22 protein-coding genes and 2 pseudogenes are annotated in these 23350 nt (G+C 58.9%); 16 read left to right on the forward strand and 8 right to left on the reverse strand.

Annotated features, from left to right (window positions below; genetic code table 11):
• Nucleotides 1-60 precede the first annotated feature (60 nt).
• Nucleotides 61-978, reverse strand: coding sequence for a LysR family transcriptional regulator (locus tag AWU82_RS08515; protein ID WP_064381876.1), 918 nt, complete (start codon nucleotides 976-978; stop codon nucleotides 61-63).
• A gap of 100 nt (nucleotides 979-1078) precedes the next feature.
• A complete protein-coding gene (locus AWU82_RS08520) occupies nucleotides 1079-2278 on the reverse strand; it encodes an MFS transporter (protein ID WP_064381877.1) in 1200 nt (399 codons plus the stop codon).
• Between the two features lie 309 nt (nucleotides 2279-2587).
• On the opposite strand from AWU82_RS08520, the gene AWU82_RS08525 reads away from it, so the two are divergent.
• From AWU82_RS08525 to AWU82_RS08540, 4 genes are all read left to right on the forward strand, one after another.
• On the forward strand, nucleotides 2588-3847 hold the full coding sequence (locus tag AWU82_RS08525; RefSeq protein WP_064381878.1) for a c-type cytochrome: 1260 nt from the start codon (nucleotides 2588-2590) through the stop codon (nucleotides 3845-3847).
• On the forward strand, nucleotides 3844-4317 hold the full coding sequence (locus tag AWU82_RS08530) for a (2Fe-2S)-binding protein (RefSeq protein WP_064381879.1): 474 nt from the start codon (nucleotides 3844-3846) through the stop codon (nucleotides 4315-4317). The genes AWU82_RS08525 and AWU82_RS08530 overlap by 4 nt, the downstream gene beginning before the upstream one ends.
• Nucleotides 4314-6551, forward strand: coding sequence for a xanthine dehydrogenase family protein molybdopterin-binding subunit (locus AWU82_RS08535; protein WP_064381880.1), 2238 nt, complete (start codon nucleotides 4314-4316; stop codon nucleotides 6549-6551). The genes AWU82_RS08530 and AWU82_RS08535 overlap by 4 nt, the downstream gene beginning before the upstream one ends.
• 148 nt (nucleotides 6552-6699) lie before the next feature.
• Entirely contained in the window at nucleotides 6700-7815 is a 1116-nt protein-coding gene (locus tag AWU82_RS08540) for an alkene reductase (RefSeq protein WP_064381881.1), read from the forward strand.
• Between the two features lie 63 nt (nucleotides 7816-7878).
• Here the strand turns inward: AWU82_RS08540 and AWU82_RS08545 are convergent, their stop codons facing one another.
• Nucleotides 7879-8304: a cupin domain-containing protein gene (locus AWU82_RS08545; RefSeq protein WP_007955201.1), complete on the reverse strand. Its 426-nt coding sequence runs from the start codon at nucleotides 8302-8304 to the stop codon at nucleotides 7879-7881.
• Nucleotides 8305-8558: 254 nt separating this feature from the next.
• Nucleotides 8559-8750: pseudogene (locus tag AWU82_RS29395) on the reverse strand (hypothetical protein); the annotation flags it as partial.
• Nucleotides 8751-8907: 157 nt separating this feature from the next.
• On the opposite strand from AWU82_RS29395, the gene AWU82_RS08555 reads away from it, so the two are divergent.
• Nucleotides 8908-9504: a paraquat-inducible protein A gene (locus AWU82_RS08555; RefSeq protein WP_064381883.1), complete on the forward strand. Its 597-nt coding sequence runs from the start codon at nucleotides 8908-8910 to the stop codon at nucleotides 9502-9504.
• Nucleotides 9501-10172, forward strand: a complete 672-nt coding sequence (locus AWU82_RS08560) for a paraquat-inducible protein A (protein ID WP_064381884.1) — start codon at nucleotides 9501-9503, stop codon at nucleotides 10170-10172. Before AWU82_RS08555 ends, AWU82_RS08560 begins: the two co-directional genes overlap by 4 nt.
• 6 nt (nucleotides 10173-10178) lie before the next feature.
• Here AWU82_RS08560 and AWU82_RS08565 read toward each other — a convergent pair whose 3' ends face one another.
• Entirely contained in the window at nucleotides 10179-10928 is a 750-nt protein-coding gene (locus tag AWU82_RS08565) for an SDR family NAD(P)-dependent oxidoreductase (protein WP_011333861.1), read from the reverse strand.
• Between the two features lie 164 nt (nucleotides 10929-11092).
• On the opposite strand from AWU82_RS08565, the gene AWU82_RS08570 reads away from it, so the two are divergent.
• The 5 genes from AWU82_RS08570 to phnE all read left to right on the forward strand — a co-directional run bounded on the left by AWU82_RS08570 (nucleotide 11093) and on the right by phnE (nucleotide 15470).
• Nucleotides 11093-11989, forward strand: coding sequence for a LysR family transcriptional regulator (locus tag AWU82_RS08570; protein WP_064381885.1), 897 nt, complete (start codon nucleotides 11093-11095; stop codon nucleotides 11987-11989).
• A 247-nt stretch (nucleotides 11990-12236) separates the two neighbouring features.
• On the forward strand, nucleotides 12237-13091 hold the full coding sequence (locus tag AWU82_RS08575; protein WP_064381886.1) for a putative selenate ABC transporter substrate-binding protein: 855 nt from the start codon (nucleotides 12237-12239) through the stop codon (nucleotides 13089-13091).
• Nucleotides 13088-13885: a phosphonate ABC transporter ATP-binding protein gene (locus AWU82_RS08580; RefSeq protein ID WP_064381887.1), complete on the forward strand. Its 798-nt coding sequence runs from the start codon at nucleotides 13088-13090 to the stop codon at nucleotides 13883-13885. The genes AWU82_RS08575 and AWU82_RS08580 overlap by 4 nt, the downstream gene beginning before the upstream one ends.
• A complete protein-coding gene (locus AWU82_RS08585) occupies nucleotides 13879-14706 on the forward strand; it encodes a PhnE/PtxC family ABC transporter permease (RefSeq protein ID WP_064381888.1) in 828 nt (275 codons plus the stop codon). Before AWU82_RS08580 ends, AWU82_RS08585 begins: the two co-directional genes overlap by 7 nt.
• Entirely contained in the window at nucleotides 14703-15470 is a 768-nt protein-coding gene (gene phnE / locus AWU82_RS08590) for a phosphonate ABC transporter, permease protein PhnE (RefSeq protein ID WP_064381889.1), read from the forward strand. The genes AWU82_RS08585 and phnE overlap by 4 nt, the downstream gene beginning before the upstream one ends.
• 542 nt (nucleotides 15471-16012) lie before the next feature.
• On the opposite strand, the gene AWU82_RS08595 is transcribed toward phnE, so the two are convergent.
• Together AWU82_RS08595 and AWU82_RS08600 are read right to left on the reverse strand one after the other, a co-directional pair.
• The gene (locus AWU82_RS08595; protein ID WP_011333851.1) at nucleotides 16013-16915 is read right to left on the reverse strand and encodes an FRG domain-containing protein; all 903 of its coding nucleotides are present in this window, start codon (nucleotides 16913-16915) and stop codon (nucleotides 16013-16015) included.
• Nucleotides 16916-17085: 170 nt separating this feature from the next.
• Nucleotides 17086-19635 carry an AAA family ATPase gene (locus tag AWU82_RS08600; protein WP_011333850.1) on the reverse strand — a complete coding sequence of 850 codons (2550 nt, stop codon included), beginning with the start codon at nucleotides 19633-19635 and terminating at the stop codon, nucleotides 17086-17088.
• 293 nt (nucleotides 19636-19928) lie between these two features.
• Here AWU82_RS08600 and AWU82_RS08605 point away from each other — a divergent pair, with 293 nt between their 5' ends.
• The 3 genes from AWU82_RS08605 (at nucleotide 19929) to AWU82_RS08615 (ending at nucleotide 21440) form a co-directional block, all read left to right on the forward strand.
• Nucleotides 19929-20147, forward strand: coding sequence for a hypothetical protein (locus AWU82_RS08605; protein ID WP_011333849.1), 219 nt, complete (start codon nucleotides 19929-19931; stop codon nucleotides 20145-20147).
• 221 nt (nucleotides 20148-20368) lie between these two features.
• On the forward strand, nucleotides 20369-20725 hold the full coding sequence (locus AWU82_RS08610) for a DUF7079 family protein (RefSeq protein ID WP_064381890.1): 357 nt from the start codon (nucleotides 20369-20371) through the stop codon (nucleotides 20723-20725).
• A 355-nt stretch (nucleotides 20726-21080) separates the two neighbouring features.
• Nucleotides 21081-21440, forward strand: coding sequence for a DUF6124 family protein (locus AWU82_RS08615; protein ID WP_011333847.1), 360 nt, complete (start codon nucleotides 21081-21083; stop codon nucleotides 21438-21440).
• Between the two features lie 150 nt (nucleotides 21441-21590).
• On the opposite strand, the gene AWU82_RS08620 is transcribed toward AWU82_RS08615, so the two are convergent.
• Nucleotides 21591-22112, reverse strand: coding sequence for an AidA/PixA family protein (locus AWU82_RS08620; protein ID WP_011333846.1), 522 nt, complete (start codon nucleotides 22110-22112; stop codon nucleotides 21591-21593).
• Between the two features lie 340 nt (nucleotides 22113-22452).
• Here AWU82_RS08620 and AWU82_RS29155 point away from each other — a divergent pair.
• Together AWU82_RS29155 and yfcF are read left to right on the forward strand one after the other, a co-directional pair.
• Nucleotides 22453-22548 (forward strand): annotated as a pseudogene (locus AWU82_RS29155) (LysR family transcriptional regulator); the annotation flags it as partial.
• 141 nt (nucleotides 22549-22689) lie between these two features.
• Nucleotides 22690-23322 carry a glutathione transferase gene (gene yfcF / locus AWU82_RS08625; RefSeq protein ID WP_064381891.1) on the forward strand — a complete coding sequence of 211 codons (633 nt, stop codon included), beginning with the start codon at nucleotides 22690-22692 and terminating at the stop codon, nucleotides 23320-23322.
• Nucleotides 23323-23350: the final 28 nt, after the last annotated feature.

The following is a 23350-nucleotide window of genomic DNA, read 5'->3' on the forward strand; positions in this document are numbered from 1 at the left end:
TTTTGGCGGGCGCTTTTTTATGCAGAACTCACAAAGCGTCGGGCGGCAATAAACGGCACTCTAGCGTTGAGTCGATGGCTCCGCTGCCAGAATGTCTTCCAGAAAATCAATGAACACATTGATACGGCTGGAGCCCCGGTGATTGGGCAGATACAACGCATTGATGCAGCAGCTCGCATTACCGGGGTTGACTTCATAACCTTCCAGCAGTCGCGTCAACCGCCCCGCCTCGACATCGGCGCGCACCAGCCAGTCGGCCAGCAGGGCCACACCGCGCCCTGCCACCGCCGCTTCGCGCAGGATGTCGGCGTTGTTGCTTTGCAGGCGGCCATGCACATTGAGCTGGATGGTTTCCTCGTCGCCCTGGAACGTCCAGTGCTGGTGCGCAGCGCCGTAGTCGAAGCGCAGGCATTGATGCTCGAGCAAGTCTCGCGGATGCGCCGGCACAGCGTGACGGCTCAGATAATCCGGACTCGCCACAATCCAGCGCTGGAATCCGCCGACGCGCTTGCTGACGATATCGTCACTGACCACCGATGATCCCAGTCGCACCGAGACATCGATCTGCTCGCTCAGCAGATCGCTGACCTGATCGCTCAACGACACACTGATTTCAAGCCCCGGATGGCGGTCGAGCAATATCCCCAGTTGCGGTGCAATGATCTGTCGGCCGAATTCCACCGGAACACTGATGCGCAGGCGTCCCTGCGCCTCGCTGCCACGGTCGGCGACCACCGCGTCGGCCTCATCGATGGCATCGAGAATGGCCACCGCTTTCTCGAAATAGGTTTGGCCGGCGACCGTCACGCTGGTGTTGCGTGTCGTGCGGTTGAGCAGGCTGGCGCCCAACTCGTGTTCCAGCCCCGCCACCTGGCGCGTCACTGAAGAGGTGGAGATGCCGAGTTTGCGCGCCGCCGAGGAATAACCACCGCAACGGACGGTTTCAACGAACATCTTCAGTGCCAGCAACTTGTCCATAAGTGGAGCCCGATCGAAAGGAAACGGTGATGATTGTGCATCACCGTTCGCCGATCGTCTTGTAAGACCGTGCTTCATCGGACTCAGCGGTGCCTGAGGTTCAGGCATCGGCCTTGCGGCTCAGGAACAGCGCCAGAGCCAGGGCCGGCAGCAACGCCACGGTCACGGCGGACAGGTTCCAGCCGAAATGCTCGTAGAGCGGACTGGCGACCAGCGATCCCAGGGCGCCGCCGACAAAAATGCTGGTCATGTACACGGCATTCAGGCGGGCCCGGCTGTGCGGATCGATGGCGTACACCTCGCGCTGGCCCAGCACCATGTTCAGCTGCACGGCGAAATCCAGCAGCACCGCGCAAACCACCAGCCAGACATAGCCGCTGCCCGGCAGCGCGGCGATCAGCAACGAGGCTGGCGCCAGCAACAGTGCAACGAGCGTCCCGCGCCGACCGTGCCCGGCATCGGCCAGGCGCCCGGCAATCGGCGCTGCGACCGCGCCGACAGCGCCAACCAATGCAAATATCGCCACCTGTGCCTGACTGAAACCGTGGTGCCGCATCAGCTCGATCGGTGCGAGGGTCCAGAACAGGCTGAAGCTGGCGAACAGCAAGCCCTGATACAGCGAACGCTGACGCAGAACCGCGTGCCGACGGGCCAGCGCAAACACCGAGCCGATCAGCGCCACATACGTCGCCTGATGGCTCGGGACGCGGCGCGGCAAGGCAATCGCCATGATCAGGGCGATGACAGCCATCAGTGCCGCCGCGCTGAAAAACACCCCGCGCCAGCCGAACACTTCCACCAGCAGACTCGACAATGGCCGCGACAGCAGAATGCCCAGCAACAGGCCACTCATGATGTTGCCCACCACCCGCCCACGGGTTGCCTCGGGCGCCAGATGCGCGGCCAACGGCACCAGAATCTGCACCGCCACCGAAGTCAGGCCGATCAGCAACGACAGGATAAGGAACATCGACGGCGAGTGCGTCAGGCCGGCGCACAACAGCGTCACGCTCGCCGCCAGGGTAAACCCGACCACCAGCCGACGGTTTTCCATCAGGTCGGCCAGCGGCACCAGCAACAGCAGGCCCAATGCGTAACCGAACTGCGTGAGGGAAACGATCAGACTGGCATTGGCGCTGGACAGGCCGATCTGCGGCGCGATCAGTTCGACGATCGGCTGAGCGTAATAAAGGTTGGCAACGACCGCGCCGCAGCAGAATGCCAGGAACGCGACCATCAGGCCGGAAAGAGAAGCGGATGGTTCGGCCTTGGCCGCCGCTGCCGGATTGCCCGTGAGCATGATGACACCTCGATGAGTTTGGAAAAGTGACGCCAAGGCTAAGGGTCGCGCAGGCCTTCGAGTATCCATCCCAAAGGCAATTGAGTGATGCGCCAAATGCAACGACCCTCGGCGTTGCACTTGGCGCAACGTGCTATTGCGCGGTCCGGCAATACCCGGACGGATGCACCTTCTCTACCCTTGGGCACCTGGCGCAGGGCTTTGCATCGGCGCCCTTCCCCGGTCGTTCAAGGAGTTGTCGAAGATGCCAAATCCGTCCCTCACGCCCACCGCGTGCCTCTTGGGCAGCCGCTCATGAACGGTCATTTCATGAGATCCAGAGCGCTGTTGATCAGCGCAGCAGCCCTCGCGTCGATCGGGGCAATCGCGGCCCTGGCGCTGATGTGGCGGCCGGCAATTGCGCCGGTCGAGCGCCCGCAAACCTTCGACTCCGTGCAACGGCAACGCGGCGCACGAGTGGTCGAGGCTGGCGACTGTGCGGTGTGTCATACGCGTCCCGGCGGCCAATACCTGGCCGGCGGACTGCCGCTGGTGACGCCATTCGGCACCCTCTACAGCACCAACATCACTCCGGATCCACAGACCGGCATCGGCCAATGGTCGCTGCCGGCCTTCGAGCGGGCGATGCGTGAAGGTATCTCCCGCGACGGCCACTTCCTGTACCCGGCCTTCCCTTACGTTCATTACCAACGCATGAGCCAAGACGACATCGCCGACGCCTATGCGTACCTGATGAGCGGCCCGGCCGTGGACTCGCCGCCACAACAGAACCGCATGAACTTCCCGATGAACATCCGGCCTCTGGTGTCGTTCTGGAACCTGCTGTTCCTGCATGGAAAACCGCTGACGCCGCTGGCGGAGCAATCGCAGGCGTGGAATCGCGGACGCTACCTGGTCGAGGGGCCCGGTCACTGCGCGGGCTGTCATTCGCCGTTGAACCTGATCGGCGCCGAGAAATCCGGCGAAAACCTGGCCGGCGGCAGCGTGGATGGCTGGGACGCGCCGTCACTGCTGGGCATGGCGCACCGGGCAAACCCGTGGAGTAGCGAGCAACTGGTGAGTTACCTGCGGGCCGAAGTGGTCGACGGACACGGCACGGCGGCGGGCCCGATGCGCCCGGTCAGTCTCAGTCTGGCGCGCTTGCCCGCAGAAGATGCCCAGGCGATTGCCGAATACCTGCTGAGTCTGCCGGCGAAAACCGCGATCAACGAAATTCCGAGCGCCAGCGCTGAACCTGCGGATCGATCCTCTGGCGCGCTGCTGTTCGCCAGTGCCTGCGCCGGCTGCCATGCCCAAGGCGCGCCGATGCGTGACATCGACGGACGCCCGGCACTGGATCGCACCTCGGCGCTGCAGGCCGCCAGCCCGCGCAACTTTGTGAAAACCGTACTCGAAGGCATCCCGGCAGAACCCGGCCAGCCGGGGCCGGTGATGCCCTCGTTCGCCGCCAGCCTCGACAACGCTCAACTCGACGCCCTGGCCGTCTACCTGCGCCATCAGGCCAGCCCCGATCAACCGTGGACCGACCTTTCCGCCACCCTCGAAGCGCTACGTCAGGAGACGAAATGACTCAGATCACCCTCAACGTCAACGGATCTTCCCGGGCCCTCGAGCTGGAACCCGACATGCCGCTGCTCTATGCGCTGCGCAATCACTTGGGCCTGAACGGCGCCAAGTACGGGTGTGGCCTGGGCCAATGCGGCGCCTGCACCGTCATCGTCGATGACCAACCGGTGTTTTCCTGCCTGACACCCTGCGCGGGTCTTGAGGGCAAAAAGGTGCGGACGGTCGAGAGCCTGGGCACGGCCGAACGCCCCGGCACTCTGCAGCAAGCATTCATCGACAAACAGGCCGCTCAATGCGGTTACTGCATCGCCGGCATGTTGATGCGTGCGCAGGCACTGCTGGAAAGCAATCCGCATCCCGACGAACAGACCATTCGCGAACACATGGCAGGCAACCTGTGCCGCTGTGGCACGCATTTGCGCATCATTGAGGCGATCAGCGTTGTCTCCCGGCAAAACGGGGGTGCGCAATGACAGCGATCAGCGAGGTTGATCAAAGTCGCCGTGCTTTTCTGCGCGGCGGCGCTCTGCTCGTGGCGTTCGCTCTGGTGCCGGTCTCGCGCCGCGCCCTGGCTGACACCGAAGTCGATACCCTCGGCACGGTCGTGCTGGCGCCGGACCTGCCCGGCAGCCTGCGCACCAACCCCTGGCTCGATGCCTGGATCCGCGTCGGCCACGACGGCATCACCGTCTACACCGGCAAGGTCGAACTGGGCACCGGGGTCAAAACCGCGTTACTGCAAATTGCCGCTGAACGGCTGGAGGTCGCCCCGACCGCGATCAACCTGCTCACCGCCGACACCGCACTGACGCCAAACGAAGGCTACACCGCTGGCAGCCACACGATTTTCGACAGCGGCACCGCGCTGTTCAACGCGGCGGCACAAGTGCGCGAGATGCTGCTGGAATCGGCCGGGCGCAGCTGGAACGTTGCGCCGGCACTGCTGACGACTCGCGACGGCATCATTCTCGGCCCGACCGGGCAACGCATGTCCTACGCCGACGCCGTGCAGCAGGTCGATCTGCACCGCTATGCAACGTCCGAGTCACCCTCGATGCCGCCGGCGTCATTCAAGCTCATCGGCCATTCGCTGCCACGCCTGGATATCCCGGGCAAAGTCAGCGGCGGCGCCGCGTTCGTGCAGGACATTCGCCTGCCGGGCATGCTCCACGCCCGGGTCATCCGCCCGCCGCGCCCCGGCTGCACACTGCAAACCATCGATATTGAATCGTTCAAGACGCTGTCCGGGGTGGTGCAGGTGATTCGCGACGGCAATTATCTGGCCGTGGTGGCGCGGGACGAATGGCAGGCGATCAAAGCCATGCGTCATGGATACGCCTCGGCGCGCTGGAGCGGCGGACAGGCGATTCCCGAATCGCGCGACATCCACACCTTGCTCAAACACCTGCCCTCGCGTCGCTATCCGATCAGCCATGAAGGCACCCCACAAGGCGCGACCGACAACGAATATCGCGCCCGGGTGACCAAGCAATACCTGATGCACGGTTCGATCGGCCCGTCCTGCGCCGTGGCCTGGTTCAAGGACGGCACCCTCACCGTCTGGACTCACACCCAGGGCGTGTATCCGCTGCGCGCCGGAATCGCCGAGATGCTGCGGCTGCCACCCGAGCGCGTGCGCTGCATCCACACCGAAGGCTCCGGCTGTTACGGCCACAACGGCGCGGACGATGCAGCAGCCGACGCGGCGTTGATTGCTATGCGCGTACCGGGCACGCCGGTGCGGGTGCAATGGATGCGCGAGCAGGAAAACCTCTGGGAGCCCTACAGCTCGGCGATGGTCAGCGAGGTGCAAGCCAACCTTGACGCTCAAGGTCGGCTGCAGGACTGGAACTATGAGCTGTGGACCACGCCGCACAACGAACGCATCGTCAACGCCGGGCGCTTGCTGCCCGCACGCCTGCTGGCCCGGCCGTTCGCTTCCGCACCGTCGGTGCCGATCGCCCAGCCTGAAGGCGATGGCGATCGCAACGCGGTGCCGCTGTACACCGTGGCCTCCTCGCGGATCGACATGAACTTCGTCACCGAGATGCCGTTCCGCACTTCAGCCATGCGCTCGCTCGGCGCGCACATCAACGTCTTCGCCATCGAAGCCTGTATTGACGAGCTGGCCGCCAAGGCCGCAGTCGATCCGGTTGCCCTGCGCCTGGCACACCTGACCGACCCTCGGGCACGGGCGGTGGTGGAAAAGGTTCGCGATGCCGTCGGCTGGCCGCAAAAAAGCAGTGAACCCGGCGCAGGCCTTGGCTTTGCGTTCGCGCGCTACAAAAACATCATGGGCTACTGCGCCATCGCCGTGCGTCTGCGGGTGCATCCGCAGACCGGCGAAGTGCAGATTGACCACGTCGTCACCGCAGTGGACGTGGGGCAGATCGTCAGTCCCGATGGCCTGCGCAACCAGGTCGAGGGCGGGATCGTGCAGTCCACCAGCTGGACGCTGTATGAAAAGGTCGCCTATGACGCCGGCGGCATCCGCAGCTACGACTGGAGCGGCTACCCGATCCTGCGTTTCTCGCAACTCCCCAAAAAGGTCGACGTTCACCTGCTCGACCAGCCGGGGCAACCGTTTCTGGGCGCCGCCGAAATCGTCCAGGGCCCCATGGCAGCCGCCATCGGCAATGCCGTGGCGAACGCCACCGGACGACGCTGGCTGAACCTGCCCCTGACCCGCTCGCAACAGCCTTCCTGAACCGCGCCACGTTGCATTTCACGCAATGCAGCGTGGCGTCGCGTGTGGATTATCAAGCACCGGACAGCCGCTTAACGTAGGGCCATCCGGTGCCGGCCCCAACGCCCGACACCGTCCACCGACCTTTTTCGAAGACTGGAGAACCCCCATGACACAACAACTGTTCCGTCCCATTACCCTCGGCCCCTACACACTTCCCCACCGGGTGGCGATGGCGCCGTTGACCCGCTCCCGTGCCGGCCAACCGGGCGACATCCCGACGTCCATGAACGCCGAGTACTACCGCCAGCGGGCGAGCGCCGCGCTGATCATCACCGAGGCAACGCAGATTTCCCGTCAGGGCCAGGGTTATGCGTGGACGCCTGGCATCTACAACGATGAACAAGTGCAAGCCTGGCGTGAAGTCAGCCGCCAGGTACACGAGGCCGGCGGGTTGATCTTCATGCAACTGTGGCATGTGGGCCGCGTATCGCACCCAAGCTTTCAACCGGACAACGCACTGCCGGTGGCGCCGAGCGCATTGCCTGTACCGGGCAAGACTTTCATCATCGATGCCGAGGGCAACGGTGTCTGGGGTGACGTGCCAGTGCCGCGCGCACTGCAGGTTTCGGAAATCGCCGACATCATCAACGACTACCGCCGCGCCGCACGCAATGCGCTGAACGCCGGGATGGATGGCGTGGAAATTCACGCCGGCAACGGCTATCTGCTGGATCAGTTCATCAACAGCAACAGCAACCAGCGCACTGACGGTTATGGCGGCACCCTGGAAAACCGTGCGCGCCTGTTACTCGAAGTGGTGGCGGCCGTGGTCGACGAAGTCGGTGCCGACCGTGTCGGCGTGCGCCTGACCCCGATGGGCCGTTTCATGGGCATGGGCGATGAATCGCCCGAGGCCACATTCGGCTACATCGTGCGCTCGTTGAACCGCTGGAAGCTGGCCTACCTGCACCTGGTCGAGCCGGCCGTGGTCGGCACCGTCAAGGATGAAAATTTCGACCCGCGCTGGGACGCCATCATCGCTCAGTTGCGTGATGCGTGGGGTGGCGTGCTGATGATCGCCGGCGGCTACGACCCCGAATCGGCGGAACGGGCGCTGGCCGACGGTCGCGCCGACATCATCGCGTTCGGCCGACCGTTTCTGGCCAACCCCGATCTGCCTCGGCGAATCCGCGAAGGCCTGGCGCTCAACGCACCAGACCCGAGCACGTTCTTTGGGGGCGATCAGCGTGGCTATACCGACTACCCGGTTTACGCCCACTGATACGCTGAACAGCGGACGCAAAAAGGCCTGCCACATCGGCAGGCCTTTTCGTTTCAGCGAACGTTATTGCTTGAGAATCAGCAGCGGCTCGCCCTTCTTCACAATGTAAGTCGCCAGTTCCGAGCCCTTCTCGTTGCCGACGTTCTTGGCGATATGCGCCACACCCGCCGGGATGAACAGTGAATCACCCGCCTTGAGCGTCACCGGTGCCTGGCCTTCCAGTCGGTATTCGAACGTACCGCTGATCACGTAAGCCACTTCTACACCCGGATGCGCGTGGTTAGGTGACGTGACGCCCGGCTCAAAGTCGACGCGGGCCTGGATCACTTCGCGATCCGCCGCACCCAGGTCCTGACGAACCAGATCGGTGCGGCTCAGGCCTTGTTGCCAGCTCTTCGCCGGGGCGGCGGATGGGGTGTCAGCCGCGTGGGCGAGGCCGGTCAGCGAAACGAGTACGGCGGCAGCGGTCATCAGAAGTGTGCGGCGCATGGTGTTGTCCTCTTGGAAGTCGTGGTGTGTTGGCACCTACTTTGGGCGAGGCCTGTATGCGGGATGTGTCCTGATGACGGGTTTTGTTACCCGACTGTATACGGCGCTGGAATGGATACACGTTCATACAAACGGGCTTGCAGTCAGGCGCCCGACTCCGGATCGCTCGCCGGCAGGCCACGCGCTTCTTTGTCTTCATCATCCTTGGCGCTGCTCTGCGGATCGGCGTCGGCGCTTCCCGAGCCGTTGCCGTCCTGCGGATGCTCAGAACCCACCGAATTGTTGGCCGCCACATCGCTCATGTCTTCTTCCAGTGGCGCTTCGTCGTCCGGCGGCAAGGGGACTGGCGACTCGTCTTTGCGCGGATCATGGCCGGTTTCGTTGTCGGTGGTACGCGTCACGGCCTGTTGTGACAGGTTGCCGGGTGCATTTTCATCAATGTCCATGGGCTTCTCCGTTCTGCTGCGGGATAGGGGTACCTGAACGTGTGAAACAAGCGCGTGCGGGTTAGTGCCCGGCATTGGACGAATGGCACGCCGGTTGCCGAATGCCCCAGCGCTTCTATAGTGAAGGGGTTCATGCCCTCCTCCCGTCGAGCGCCCCATGGCCAGCACCGATCAACTGATCATCTGCGAGCATTGCGACTGCGTGTACGAAAAAGTCGCGCTGGCCAGACACCAGAAGACCCTCTGCGTGCGCTGCGGTGGCGTGCTCCAGCGCTACAACAACCTGAGCGTGGAGCAGCGGCTGGCCCTGAGCTTCACCGCGGCGATGCTGTGGCTGTTCGCCAATTTCTACCCGGTGATGAGCATCAGCATGAAGGGCCTGAAAAACAGCGCGACCCTGTGGGATTCAGTGCTGGCCCTGAGTCAGGGGCCGATCACCTTCATGGCGATGGTCGCGGCGATCTCGATCATCATCGCCCCGGCCTTTCAACTAGTGCTGTTGATCTGGGTCTTGAGCTTCGCCCTCGCCTCGCGCCGTTCACCGGGGTTCAAGCTGTGCATGCGCTGGCTGGAAACACTGCGGCCGTGGAGCATGCTCGAAGTCTGCCTGCTCGGCGCAATGGTCGCGGTGTTCAAACTGGCGGGCATGCTCGACGTCATTCCCGGCATCGGCCTGTTTGCCCTGGCCGTGCTCAGCCTGTTGCTGATCCGCATCGCCGGGCGCGATGTGCGCGAACTGTGGGACATCCTATGAAACGACCACCAACTGCCAGCGAACTCAACCTCTGCCTGTGCCACAGCTGCGGGCTGGCCTGCGACATGACCGGCGAACCACACCAATGCCCGCGCTGCGACGCCCCGCTGCATCGGCGCAAGACCAACTCACTGACCCGCACCTGGGCCTACATGTTCGCCGCGCTGGCGTTTTACGTGCCGGCCAATCTGCTGCCGGTGATGAACACCACCCTGCTCGGCAGCGGCGCCGACAGCACCATCATGAGCGGCGTGCTGGAATTCTGGGAACACGGTGCGTGGGACATCGCCGTCATCATCTTCGTCGCCAGCATCGCCGTGCCGGGGGTGAAATTCGTTGCGCTGACCTTGCTGCTGGTCACCGTGCAACGGGACAGCCACTGGGCGCGCAAGGAGCGTTCGAAGCTGTACCGCTTCGTCGAGCTGATCGGCTATTGGTCGATGCTCGATGTGCTGGTGGTTGCGTTGGTGGCGGCGCTGGTGAAATTCCAGGCGCTGGGGGATATCGAGCCGCGCGTAGGGATTCTGTTTTTCGGCCTGGTGGTCGTGTTCACCATGCTCTCGGCCATGAGTTTCGACCCGCGCCTGATCTGGGATAACGCGCCGGACGAAGAAACAGAGAAACCCCGACACTCGACTGAACAAGTGCCGGGGCATCAAGCGGTTTAAATCAGATCAGATCTGCGCGGTGCCACCATCGACGAACAACTCGATGCCGTTGACGAAGCTGCTGTCATCCGAGGCCAGGAACAGCGCAGCCTTGGCAATCTCGCTCGGCTCGCCCAGACGCCCGATCGGCACGATAGACGCCAGTTGATCGAACAGCCCCTGAGTGTGTTCCGCCGGCACCAGCCCTGCCAGACCTGGCGTGCGCACCGGGCCAGGGCTGATGGCGTTGACGCGGATGCGCCGTGGTTTCAAGTCCAGCAACCATGAGCGGGCGAAGTTGCGCACCGCCGCTTTACTCGCGCTGTAGACGCTGAAGTTTTCCGTGCCCTGCACCGAAGTGGTCGACGAGGTCAGCAAAATCGAGGCGCCATCGCGCAGTAGCGGCAAGGCCTTCTGCACGGTGAACAGCGTGCCCTTCACGTTGGCGTCGAAAATCCGGTCGAAGTGCTCTTCGGTGATCGAGCCCAGCGGCAGCATGTCCCCGCCGCCGGCGTTGGCGAACAGGATGTCGAGGTGCCCGGCCTTGGCGGAAATCTCGCTGTAGATGCGATCCAGATCCTCCAGCTTCGCCACATCGCCCTGAATGCCGATGGCCCGTGGGCCGATGGCGGCGACCGCTTTGTCCAGTTCGGCCTGACGACGGCCAGTGATGAATACCGTGGCGCCCTGAGCGACGAATTCCTGCGCCGAGGCCAGGCCGATGCCGGTGGTGCCGCCAGTGATCAGTGCGATTTTGCCTTCAAGTCTGTTGCTCATGATGAATCTCCAGTAACCGTTTCGAGGTAGGTGACGGGTCGTAGGTGAGCCGTTGGAAGCGACTTTAGGCCGATCGATTGAATTGAAAAATCCGCAAAATCGGTTTTGTTTGTGCACAGACATGCACAATACTCAGCCGTGTCCAATCCACTGAGCCCGAACCGATGAATCAGTTAATGGCGATCCGCACCTTCGCCCGCGTCGTGGAAAGCGGTTCGTTCACCAAAGCCGCCGACTCGCTGAACCTGCCGAAAACCACGGTCAGCAAACTGATCGGCCAACTGGAAAACCACCTCGGCGTGCGCCTGCTGCAACGCACCACCCGCCGCCTCACCGTCACGGCCGACGGCGCTTCCTATTACCAATTGACCCAACAACTGCTGCATCAACTGGACGACATCGATCAAGGCTTCAGCCAGGCCCAAGGCCTGCCGCGCGGCAAGATCCGCGTGGACATCGGCGGCTCGACCGCGACGATGCTGGTGATCCCCGAACTGCCGAAGTTCTTCGAACGCTACCCGGACATCCAGATTGACCTGGGCGTCAGCGACCGCCCGGTGGACCTGATCAGCGAACGGGTGGACTGCGTGATTCGCGGCGGCCAGCTGACCGAACAAACCCTCGCCGTGCGCCGCCTCGGCGAAGTGTCCTGGACCACCTGCGCCACGCCCAGCTATCTGCAACGCCACGGCACTCCGAGCCACCCGCTTGACCTGGCCAGCCATCAGCTGATCGCCTACCGCTCGGCCTCCACCGGGCGCATCCTGCCGTCGAACTTCCAGCGCAACGGCGAACGCCATCAGATCGAAGGCAAAGGCCTGATCAGCGTCAACGAAAGCAACGCGCACCTGGCGGCCGGCCTCGCCGGGCTGGGGATCATCCACACCTTCAGCTACACGGTCAGGACCGCCATCGAGCGCGGCGAACTGGTGCCGATCCTCGAGGACTGGCGTCCGCCAGCGTATCCGTTTCATGTGCTGTATCCGCCGAACCGGCATTTGAGCAATCGGGTGCGGGTGTTTATTGATTGGTTGGTGGAGCGGTTTGCGCAGGTTGACTGAGCCCCGAATCCGACGAGGAACGGGTTTGTTCATGCTGACGCCATCGTCGGATCGCCGCCCGGACCAAGCCCGCTCCCACAGGGTTTGCGCCGTCCTTGTGGGAGCGGGCTTGCCCGCGATAGCGTCGGTCCAGACACCTTCATTCCTACCGGCAAGACGCGCCGTTTCGTCTAACCTGACGTTGCACCCGACGATAACCGCCCATCGTCGGCGCACTGATCTTGATGCCCACGAAACGGAGAATTCCATGCTCAAGCGAACCCTGGCACTGACCGTTGGTCTGGCCCTGTCCCTGTCCGCCGTGCTGGCGCAAGCCGCGGAGGTGTTGAAGGTCAGCGCGATTCCCGATGAAGCCCCGACCGAACTGCTGCGCAAGTTCGAGCCGCTGGGGTCTTATCTGCAGAAGCAACTGAACATGAAAGTCGAGTTTGTGCCGGTGGCCGACTACCCGGCAGTGGTCGAAGCATTGGCCACCAACCGTCTCGATCTGGCCTGGCTCGGCGGCTTCACTTTCGTCCAGGCGCAGTTGAAAAGTGATCCAAAGGTCATTCCGCTGGTGCAGCGTGAGCAAGATGCGCAGTTCACCAGCAAATTCATCACCGCCGACCCGAACGTCAAAAGCCTCGCCGACCTCAAGGGCAAGACCTTCGCCTTCGGCTCCGTGTCGTCCACCTCCGGCAGTCTGATGCCGCGCTATTTCATGCTCAAGGACGGCATCAAACCGGAAAGCTATTTCAGCCGCGTCGGCTACTCCGGCGCCCACGACGCCACCGTCGCCTGGGTGCAGGCCGGCAAGGTCGACGCCGGTGTGCTGAACGCCAGCGTCTGGCAGAAACTGGTGGACGCCGGCAAGGTCGACACCAACAAGGTCAAGGTCTTCGCCACCACTCCGGCCTACTTCGATTACAACTGGACCGTGCGCGGCACCCTCGACCCGGCGCTGGCGGCGAAAATCAAAAAAGCCTTCCTCGACCTCGACCCGGCCAACCCCGAGCACAAGAAAATCCTCGACCTGCAAGCCGCCAGCCGCTTCATCGAAACCAGCCCGGACAATTACAAAGGCATCGAGGAAGCCGCCCGCGCCGCCGACTTGCTGAAATGACGCTGCGCCTCAAACAGGCTTTTCTGCACCACACCAATGGTGTGGAGGCCTTGCGCGGCGTGGATTTGCAGATCGAGGCCGGCGAACAGGTGGCGATCATCGGCCCGTCCGGCGCCGGCAAATCCAGCTTGCTGAACCTTCTGGCGACCGCGATTCGGCCCAGCAGCGGCGACATCGAAGTGCTGGGCGAGCGCGCCTGGCATTTGTCCGCCCGCCAACGGCAACGCTTGCGTGCGCGCATCGGTCTGGTGCATCAGGCGCCGCCGCTGCCGCCCCGGCAACGGGTGGTGACGGCGGTGCTGGCCGGCAGACTCGGCCAATGGAGCCTGGGCAAAAGCTTGATCAATCTGCTGCATCCGCTCGACGTGCCCGGCGCCCGCGCCGCCCTGGCAAAACTGGATCTGGCCGACAAACTCTTCAGCCAATGCCAACAACTGTCCGGCGGGCAATTGCAGCGGGTCGGCATCGCTCGCGTGCTGTATCAGGCGCCGGAGGTGTTGCTGGCGGATGAGCCGGTCTCGGCGATGGACCCGGTGCTGGCCGGGCACACGCTGTCGATCCTGTCGCGCCATGCCCGGGAGCACAACGTCACGCTGGTGGCGAGCCTGCACGCGGTGGAACTGGCGCTGGCGCACTTCCCGCGCATCGTTGGTCTGCGCGAGGGCCGGATCCTGTTCGACTGCCCGTCCGCGCAAGTCAGCCGCGACATGCTCGACACCCTCTACGCCAACGAACAACTGCAATCCCCGGCGCCCGCCGTCCCCCCGCTGATTGTGCAGATTCCGCGATGCTGAGCGCCGACACTCGCGACCCCGCCGCCCTGCCACGGTTGCTGCTGACCGGGCTGGCGATTGCCTTGCTCTGGCCCGGCATTCAGCTCAGCGAGCTGGATTTGGGCGTGCTGTTTCACGCCGACAGCCAGAGTGAAATGGGCCGCTTCGTGTCGATGTTCTGGCCACCGGCCCATGATCGCGAGTTTCTGCAATTACTGCTCAAAGCCACCCTGCAAACCCTGGCCATCGCCACCGCCGGCATGGCCCTGGCGCTGTTGTTGGCGGTGCCGGCCAGCCTGCTCGCCAGCCGTGCCCTGTCGCTGACCGCCGCCTCCCGCAGCGGCCGCCCGAGCCTGTTGGGCCGCCTGCTGCGCTGGCCGGTGCGCGGGCTGCTGATCTTCCTGCGCAGCGTGCCGGAAATCGTCTGGGCCCTGCTGTTCGTGCGCGCCGTCGGCCTCGGCCCGGCGGCGGGCGTGCTGGCCATCGCGATCACCTACAGCGGCATGCTCGGCAAGGTCTACGCCGAAATCTACGAATCCACCGACCAACGCCCGGCCCACGCCCTGCTCCAGGCCGGCAGCGGCCGCCTCGCCTGCTTCGCCTACGGCGTACTGCCCAACGTCGCGGCGGAACTGCTCTCCTACACCGTCTACCGCTGGGAATGCGCCATCCGCGCCTCGGTGGTCATGGGCTTCGTCGGCGCCGGCGGCCTCGGCCAACAGATCGACCTGTCGATCCGCATGTTCGCCGGCGGCGAAGTCGCCAGCATGCTCCTGACCTTCCTCCTCCTCGTCCTCGGCGCCGACCAACTCAGCCGCCTGCTGCGCTGGAGGCTGGCATGAAACGCCTGATCAATTCGGTGCTGATTCTTGCCATCGTCGCGGCCGTCATTGCCTCGTTCGCTTACCTGGGCCTTGATCTTGAAGAACTCGGCAGCGCTACCAGCCTGAAACAGATGGGCCTGTATGTGGGGCGCTTTCTTAGCCCGGACCTTAGCGCTGACTACCTAAGCGCCATCTTGCGCGGGTCGATGGAAACGTTGGCCATGTCGGCCCTCGGCACCCTCCTCGCCGCCGTGCTTGGACTGCTATTAGCGCTCCCCGCCGCTGGCCGATTTGGCTGGTTTTTTCAAAGTGCCGCGCGCCTGCTGCTCAATGCCCTGCGCGCCATACCCGAATTAGTGTGGGCTGCGTTGATGGTGCTGGCGGCTGGGCTTGGGCCGAATGCCGGGACACTGGCCCTGGCCTTGCATACCACGGGCGTGTTGGGGCGGTTGTTTGCTGAGGCGCTGGAGAACACGCCGCCGGAACCGGCGGATGCGATTCGGTTGCAGGGGGGGAATCCGGTTTTGGCGTTCTGCTACGGCACCCTGCCGAACCTGGCGCCGCAGTTGCTGGCGTACTGTTTGTATCGGTGGGAGAACAATATCCGGATGGCGAGCGTGCTGGGGTTTGTCGGGGCTGGGGGGCTGGGGCAGATGTTGTATGTGAGCTTGAGTTTGTTTCAGGAGGCGCAGGCGGGGACGGTGATATTGGCTATGCTGATTTTGGTGTGGGGGGTGGATTGGTTGAGTGGTTGGGGTCGGGGGCGGTGGGTTAAGGCTTAGGTTGGGGCCACAGTTGGCCGTGATTACAAAAACACAGGTGCATACATTGTTTGCTGCACATCTAACCCACTGTTCTGTATTGACTTTACTAAAAGCACTTACAAAAGGAGACTTCACATGTATACAGGGCACTGGATTGACGGCAATTACATCTATGGCCCAATCGAGTCCGGAAAATTCTGGATCGATGGCGGTTACATTTACGGCCCTAGAAATAGCGGAAAGTACTGGATTGATGGTAATTACATATATGGCCCTCAGCAAAATGGTAGATACTGGATCGATGACGGACATATCTACGGCCCTTCCAAGACGCTTCCTTGGCATGAATAAAAACGCTACGAACTATTAATTGCAAAAACAAAAAGCGTGGCGAAGCGTGGCGATTTACTTTTCTAGCACACGTGAAAAAACAACGATTATAAATCGTGGCAGATTTATTTTCTGAAAATAAATCTGCCACCTTCTCTTCAGAAACCTTTTCTCCCCCACCTCTGAAAACTAAGGCATAAGAGGAAAAAAATTGTAAAGCATCTACAAAATCAATCCGAACCAACGGCCCACTTCTTCTTTATGTATTTTGAAGTAAACTCAACCTCAGGAAACATAGTTCTTGAGTTGATATTCAAAGCATCAAGCTGAGCTACTATTTTCTTCTTACATTGACATGGAATTATAATTTTTTTGTGCTTCAGCCCAGCCGACTGTTCGAGCGAATGATATTGCAAAAGCCCAGCAGCTATAAATGCACCCGATTGAGCTATTACTCGCCTGTTGTTTTTTGAAGGATAAACAAAATAATACCTGAATAAATCCAATGGATTGATCTTGTCTAGAAAATAGGGCTTCTCAACCCGCACAAATTGCATCAACCTCTTCACCTCAGGCATCAGCCTAAACATTTTCTTATTCGACTCGCTCCAATCCGCCACTCTTGGTCCAACCACATCGTATCTATTAATTATTTTCTTTTTTTCGACATCAGAAAGTCTAGATAAATTACATATAACACTAACCGTGTCACTGTCTGAAAATTTTTCCCTACCTTTCTGAAAATCAAATACTTGAACCACACCATCTTCAGACTGAAATTTCTCTTCTTCGCACGCAAAGTACAGCCCTACAAGTGGATTTAAAGTAACATCAAGAAGTCGTGTAGGCAGGCTATAATGCTGTGCACGAACCAACTTATCAAACATGCTTTTATCTGAACCAAACTCATTCGGCGCCTCTACTAAAAGTTCGCTAAGTATCTGACGTTCCGCATCAGACCTCAGCTCCCTCATCACAGAAGGCTTAACTTTCCAGGAACTAACAGACTGGCCACGATAACAGCGTGGACCAGTAGGCTCATCGGAAAGTGAGTAAATTATAGAAAGATACGAAATCAGGTCTCGCGCCTCGTAGGAGCCATGAGCTTTAACCGCTTTAACAGTCTCTGCCATTATAGAGCCTTTACATTATCTGTTAATATAAAACACCTATGGGGACAGCTTATTTCTGAAACAACCCCACCCCTCTTTTTAGAAATATTCCCCACCCCGATCATATGACAGAAGTGACATTAGCCATATTTATAAAAGATCGCGCCACCATCAACCTTGAACATCACACGCTAAGTACGACGCGCCTCAACTGCATTTTTTATTGACTTAATCTCATCATACCAACTGCCAAATTGATATATAGACTTAGTGGAATAATAGTTTCGTATATCATCATGTTCAAGCGGGCTCAGATTGGCATACAAATCTTTAAGTCTGTCCGCCTCTGCCGGAAGCAATGGCACCAGTTTCACAAACTCCTTAAAGTTGGAGACCTGCAACGCTCTGATTTTGTACTGGTGGCGTTGTTCATTGAACACATATGCATTCGTAAGTCTCTCCACCAAACGCCTTAGCAGAGCGGAAAGCTTGGATTTTTCATCAGGGCTGATCTCTATCTGCGGGTCAATGTAGCCATCAATCTGCAAACACAACTCCTCCCACTTCTCTACGTATTCGGACACCGTCGAACAGTCTTCCAGCACTTGCACTGAGAAGGATCCACTCAGGCCCGAGCCATTTAAAGTAGCCTGGAGGTTCGCAAAGAAGTCCCAATTGTGTGTCAGTACGATGAGTTGTGATTGTGTATTGTCTTTAGCGTAGTCACGCAGACGCTCACAAAAATTAGAAATATAGTTGTAGTCAAAGCTGGTCACTGGATCATCTAGAACCAGAACCTGATGCGGTGCGACCGTTGCCTCACACATGAACAGGGCAAGCGCGTGAATCTTGAGTTCACCTTCACTCAGCACGCGATGCACCAGCTCATCACCAATCTTCGGGAGCACTATCGCATCAGCCCCTTGGTTAGCAAGGCGCACACCGATTTGCTCAAGCGAGGCACCACAAAGTCTCCGATACTCGGCGTCCAAATACGGTACAAATGAACTTAGCACCAGCGCTGTATGCGCATCCTTCTTTCGTGCGGTCAACGCTGACAGGCGCGAAGTGAAGTTATAAGACTCCACACTATTGGCGGCGCTTGCAAAGTGGATTGCGTTTTGGCATATCGCCTCGATTTGAGGACGCACGGAATATGCGACTTCGTCTATGCTGAGCGCACCAATTTCAGTTGTGAGCTTTGAAATTTCCTCGTTTAGAGCTTGCAATCCATTCGACGCCAACGTCAAAGCTGAGGCTACCTTGTTGTGTTCTGCATTTATAGTCTCAACGAAAGAGTTCAGCTCGATATACCGAGAATAATTGCCGAGCGCAGCCTGATCAATTACAGGCACTTGCAATGAAGCCTTGACCAATTTGATAAGATCTGAAACAGCACGCAGGAAATCAATATCCAAAACACTCGAATACTGTGAATAATTTATCTCTGCGAAGCTCTCGATCATTTCTTTCTTGGATTGCTCATCCTTCTGCTGAACATTTAGTACGGAAAGCTCCGTTTGCATAGTTGAAGTCAAGTGATTATGGAAGGCGTGGAAGAGCGCATTAGCTTGACCCTCTAGTTTTTGGCGACATAACGGACAGGTCTCAGCGGGAACAAATGGCCGTAATGCAGCAGCTGCAAATAGAAGCCTCTGTTGCCCCGTCACATCCAATTCTTTGGAGAACACAACACCTGCCAACTCAACGCTTGCAGCCTGTTTTTGCTGGATTGAAAAAAGTATCTGGCTATAGGCAGGATATGAAAAACCTATACATTGCTGAACAAAATTTGATAACGATTGTTTTATTTGGCCTAGCAAACTTTTTTTCAGACTGAGGGCTTGCTGACCCTCAGCGCTCGTCGCCCCCCTAAGTTGTTCCAACCTTGCCTGCTTTTCTGTCTTTTGAAGGCGCCTCTCCTCACCAAAGCTCACCGTTCCTATCCAAGAAAGCATAGGCTGGCAATTAATTGCACTCCAATCCTTAAAAACTCCAGTATTTGTATCTATAACTGCATGAACGCTCAGCTTAATTTCAGAAATTTTCTTATCGGTATCTTGCCGGCACTCCAAAACCTTAGACACACCGTAAGCCTGAAACTGTTTCAAATACTCCCGAGCATAGTCGAAACACTCTAGTCGAAACGCACTTAACTCCACTACCGCTTCTGGTGAAATTGAACTATTTATATGTTTATGAGCGACAGCCGAATCAAAATATTTTAGTGCCTGAGACTGCCCACCAAACCCGTCCAACTCAGTCCAATTTTCTACTGAGCCACCCCGTAGCTTATAACTAAAGGAAGGAATATTTTTGCTAGAAGAGCGAACATTATTCAGAGGTTCTTTCGGCTTCTCTGGATTTGCCAAAATTTTAAGAGCCTGACATAAGCTCGATTTCCCTGCCCCATTTCGACCAAAAACCAGTGTAATACGTTTCGATAAATCCAGCCTCAGCGTGCCACTCAACTTCTTGAATCCGGAGAAATCCGACAGAGTCTCCAGATGAAACGGTTGGATCGCATTACGTGCATTTGTCTTCAGCGCAGGGGGAGTAGTTGCCACTGGTGCAAAGGTTTCTAGTCCGCAAAAAAGCCTCCAGAGACGCTCAAGTTCGTTTGGAGAGAGGTTTCCTCCAAGTGAGTTTATTGCTGCTTCGCACACCGCGTGAAACCACGCTTCGTTGACTGAATCTCTGTGAGCTAAAAGGTAACCTGTTGCATCACTATGCGCGGCCATTTTGACATCCTTTTGCTGATGACTTATTCACTATAGGAGCACAATGCCATTAGCGCTATGACGTTTGGGGGTACGCATATTGAGCGATACAATTAGCTCAAGTCTGATGGCTCTAAACCGGGTAGTTCAGTCTTGGTTCTGGCTAAAATGAATTCTCCCGGGACGAAATACAGTGCAGATTTATTTTCAGAGGAAGAGCCTATTTTCTTGGCCCATGAAGGCAATGTGATAGCATGCTCACGCCTCCCCCCGGAGAGGGGGATTTTTTCTACATCCCGCAAGGAATATGCCCCGTGAAAGACTTCGTCATCAGCGTCAACAACACCGTCCTCTATCTCTCCCTGGCATTCATCTGGCTGGTCGCGATCGTCGCGATTTTCACCAGCGGGTTCTTGCCGGCGCTGGGTATCTTCGTGGCCGGCACTCTGTGCTGGTGCATCATTTCCGGCTTCTGGTTCGTCCAGTCGGCGACCTACGAAGAACTGCGCAAGCTGAACGCCAGCAAAAACTGAAATATCAGGGTGGAGCCGTAGGTGCCCCGCCCTACCCTGAGCGCTTGGTTCCGTGCCAAGCGCTCTCGCCCACCGCGAATGGCTCGCATAAATCGGCATTTTCCGAAATTCTGAAAATCCCTCCGTTCCCTTTCTGCCAATAAAGCCCAGTACTATCTCTCAAGAAATATCCCCGTCTCTTATCCTCATCCACTGAGTGGCGAACTAAAGGAGTTTTGGTTTTGGGACATCTTCTGACGGAGCCGCAACTGACCGACGTCAGAGCTGCACTCTCCTGGCCTTTCAACGATTTCCCGACCGATTACGACTACATCGCGCGTGAGGTCGAAGGTGTCGATCCGGACGTGCTGTACAAAATCCTGTATTCCGAAGTGGCGCCCGTGTGTTTCACCAATCTTGCAGCTGTCTTGCCCACTATCTGGACAGGCTTCGATCCTGACTCGCTCAGAGCCTCAATTGAAGAAAGGCTCGCTGCGAGAAAACGTAACTGGTTTCGCAGGCAGTTTGATAAGGCGTTGGTTCGCTGGCTGCAATACAACTACGGCTACATCTGGAAGGAGATTTCCTCCAGGCTTTGAGCGCTTAAACAAGCCCGTTTAAAGCAACCCGCCGTAACTTCCCCAAGGCTACAACGCCTTGCGTCATTGCCTACGACTACGCCAGAATCCGCCGGCTTGTGCGTCTACGACGCGGGTCTTATCGTTTCCCGGTCACTGAAAAACAGTGATGGGGTTTGGTAGCCCCGGATTATCGTAGGTTGCATAAGCATCATGATGTGCAGTGTCTGAAAGACTCCGCGTCATGGTGGTCATGCACAGGGCGTCTTCGGGCGCGCCGGTTCCTACGTCCCGGTCTACCAACCTGAGCATGGCCGCCACCCATCGTTTGGTAGCGAGAGTGTCGGCTCCCATTTGACGATGTAGGAGTTTCACCATGATCAAACCAACACCCAACCCACCCGAAACCGACCCCACTTCCCCCTACGAATCCCCCAACTCCAAAAAACTCCACGACGCCGCCGAGCGTGCGCTGGATCACTACCTCTTCCCCGCCGCGGGGATCATGTCGTCCTTGAACGAGCCCGAGCGGATGTACCTGGCCAATCCGAAATACAACACCGAATGCTTGCTGGCCAACGCCAGCGAAAACCTCGGTGCGGCCAGTGAGATGCTGAGCAATTTCGCGGCCACGCTCGATCCCTCGCATCGCAAGACGGCGATCGGTATTACGCAAATCGTGATGATTGCCGAGCTGGCGGTGAATCAGGCGCTGGATCACGTGGAGGTCGCGTAGCCGTCGTTGACCGCTTTTTCTCCAGCGAGAGTTGCTGAGTCCGTTTTTGCTGCTGGAAACATCCGGCTCAGAAGACGTGGAATGTAAAAAGCCCGGCCCGGCACCCTCGTCAATGACGAAGGATGCCGGGCCGGGCTGTTTGCGTTTCAGTTACTGGTTATTGACGGTGATGTACGGGTCCCAGGTGTGTTGCGGGCCCAGTTGGTTCAGGTCGCGGTCGAGCAGGACGAAGGTGATCTGGTACCAGAGTTTGCCCGGATTCTCGGCCGTGGCTTGCCACATGGAATAGATCACATCGGTTTTGGAGATTCCGCCGTTGGCAGCCTTGTTCAGGTAAGGCACTACGCCGGGAATGTTGTAGGTGAGCGGTGTCGACATGGTGCCTTTGTAATCGCCGCCCTGGTGGGGGTCGCCGCTCTGGACGTTTTTGATCAGGGCGATGCGGTCGAAGTTGCGCGACAGCGTGGTGGCGCGCCAGCGGATGTTGTCGCCGGGTTTGACGTCGATCCACAACTCGTCGCCGCCTTCGCCGGTGTTGCCACTGGCATTGGGGTCGACGGCGTCGCGCGTCACCAGCATGGAGATCGCGCCGCCTACGTCGTTGGGATGGGCAAGCAGGTAATCGGCATCGACATTGACTAGCACGTCAATGGTTTGGGTAGCACTGGACATTTTGAGGCTCCTTGTTTTTGGAATCGCATAAGCGACCGCGCCCGCCAAGGCTGTCCGGCTCATCCGGTCCATGGATGCGGTCTGCGGAGAACGATAGGAGATGGCCTAATAGTGTCAAACCGCGATTCCTTGACGCGGAAAAACGGGAGCACTGCGCGACGCAACCAAGGTTTTGATTTGGTTCTGTGCGAGTTGATCTCTGATGGATTTTGAGCTGTTCACTGGCGGTAACTGTTGGCGAAGGCGCACAGCCGGTGTTGGCATTAACGGCGAATCGGCTACACCCGGCCTTTTGTGGAGCGGCAAGCGATCCTGCTGCGGGTCATTTTTGATGGACTGGTGGCAACTGGATGCCGACACGGGGGTGTACCTGGTGCGGCCGTCGGCGCGGTTCAATACGGCGACGACTACGGCGTTCAAGGACTGGATCGAATAAACATGGGGACAGATCTATTTATCCGTGGCGTGATAATAGAACCGCCCCCATTCCTGACAGGAATGCCCCCATAAAAAACATGAATTTTCTTTAAGGCGCCCAATCTTTTAGCGTGGCCATTCTGCATATGGAGATGACGCTATGAATGACTCAAGCCTGCGCCTTTACGTCGATGCTCAATTCACCAGTCCCTACGCAATGTCGTGCTTTGTGGCCCTTCGAGAAAAGGGAATCGAGTTCGAAATGAGCACCCTGGACTTGGACAAACTGGAAAACCAGGCCAGCGATTACGCCCGTCTTTCGCTGACTCAGAGAGTGCCCACCCTCGTGCAGGGCGACTTTGCGTTGTCGGAATCTTCGGCGATCACCGAATACCTGGAAGATGTGTTCCCCCAAACACCTGTTTACCCACGGCACCCACAGAAGCGCGCGGCAGCGAGGCAAGTTCAAGCGTGGCTACGCAGTGATCTGCTCCCGATCCGACAGGAGCGCTCTACCCTTGTCGTGTTCTATGGTCAGAAATACGGACCGTTGTCAGCGTCGGGCGAGGCTGCCAAACACAAGTTGATTGAGGTCGCACAATGGCTGCTCACCGAAAATCCGGACTACCTTTTTGGTGAATGGTCGATCGCCGACGTTGATCTCGCGTTGATGCTGAACCGATTGATACTCAACGGGGACACCGTGCCGGCTCAACTGGAGGATTACGCTCAACGCCAGTGGCAGCGTCCGACAGTACAAGAGTGGATCAAGCTGCAACGACCTCGACTGTAACGGCAGCATTTTCTTTGCTTTTCTGTTG

It is taken from the genome of Pseudomonas glycinae, from assembly GCF_001594225.2.
Taxonomy (GTDB): Bacteria; Pseudomonadota; Gammaproteobacteria; order Pseudomonadales; family Pseudomonadaceae; genus Aquipseudomonas; species Aquipseudomonas glycinae.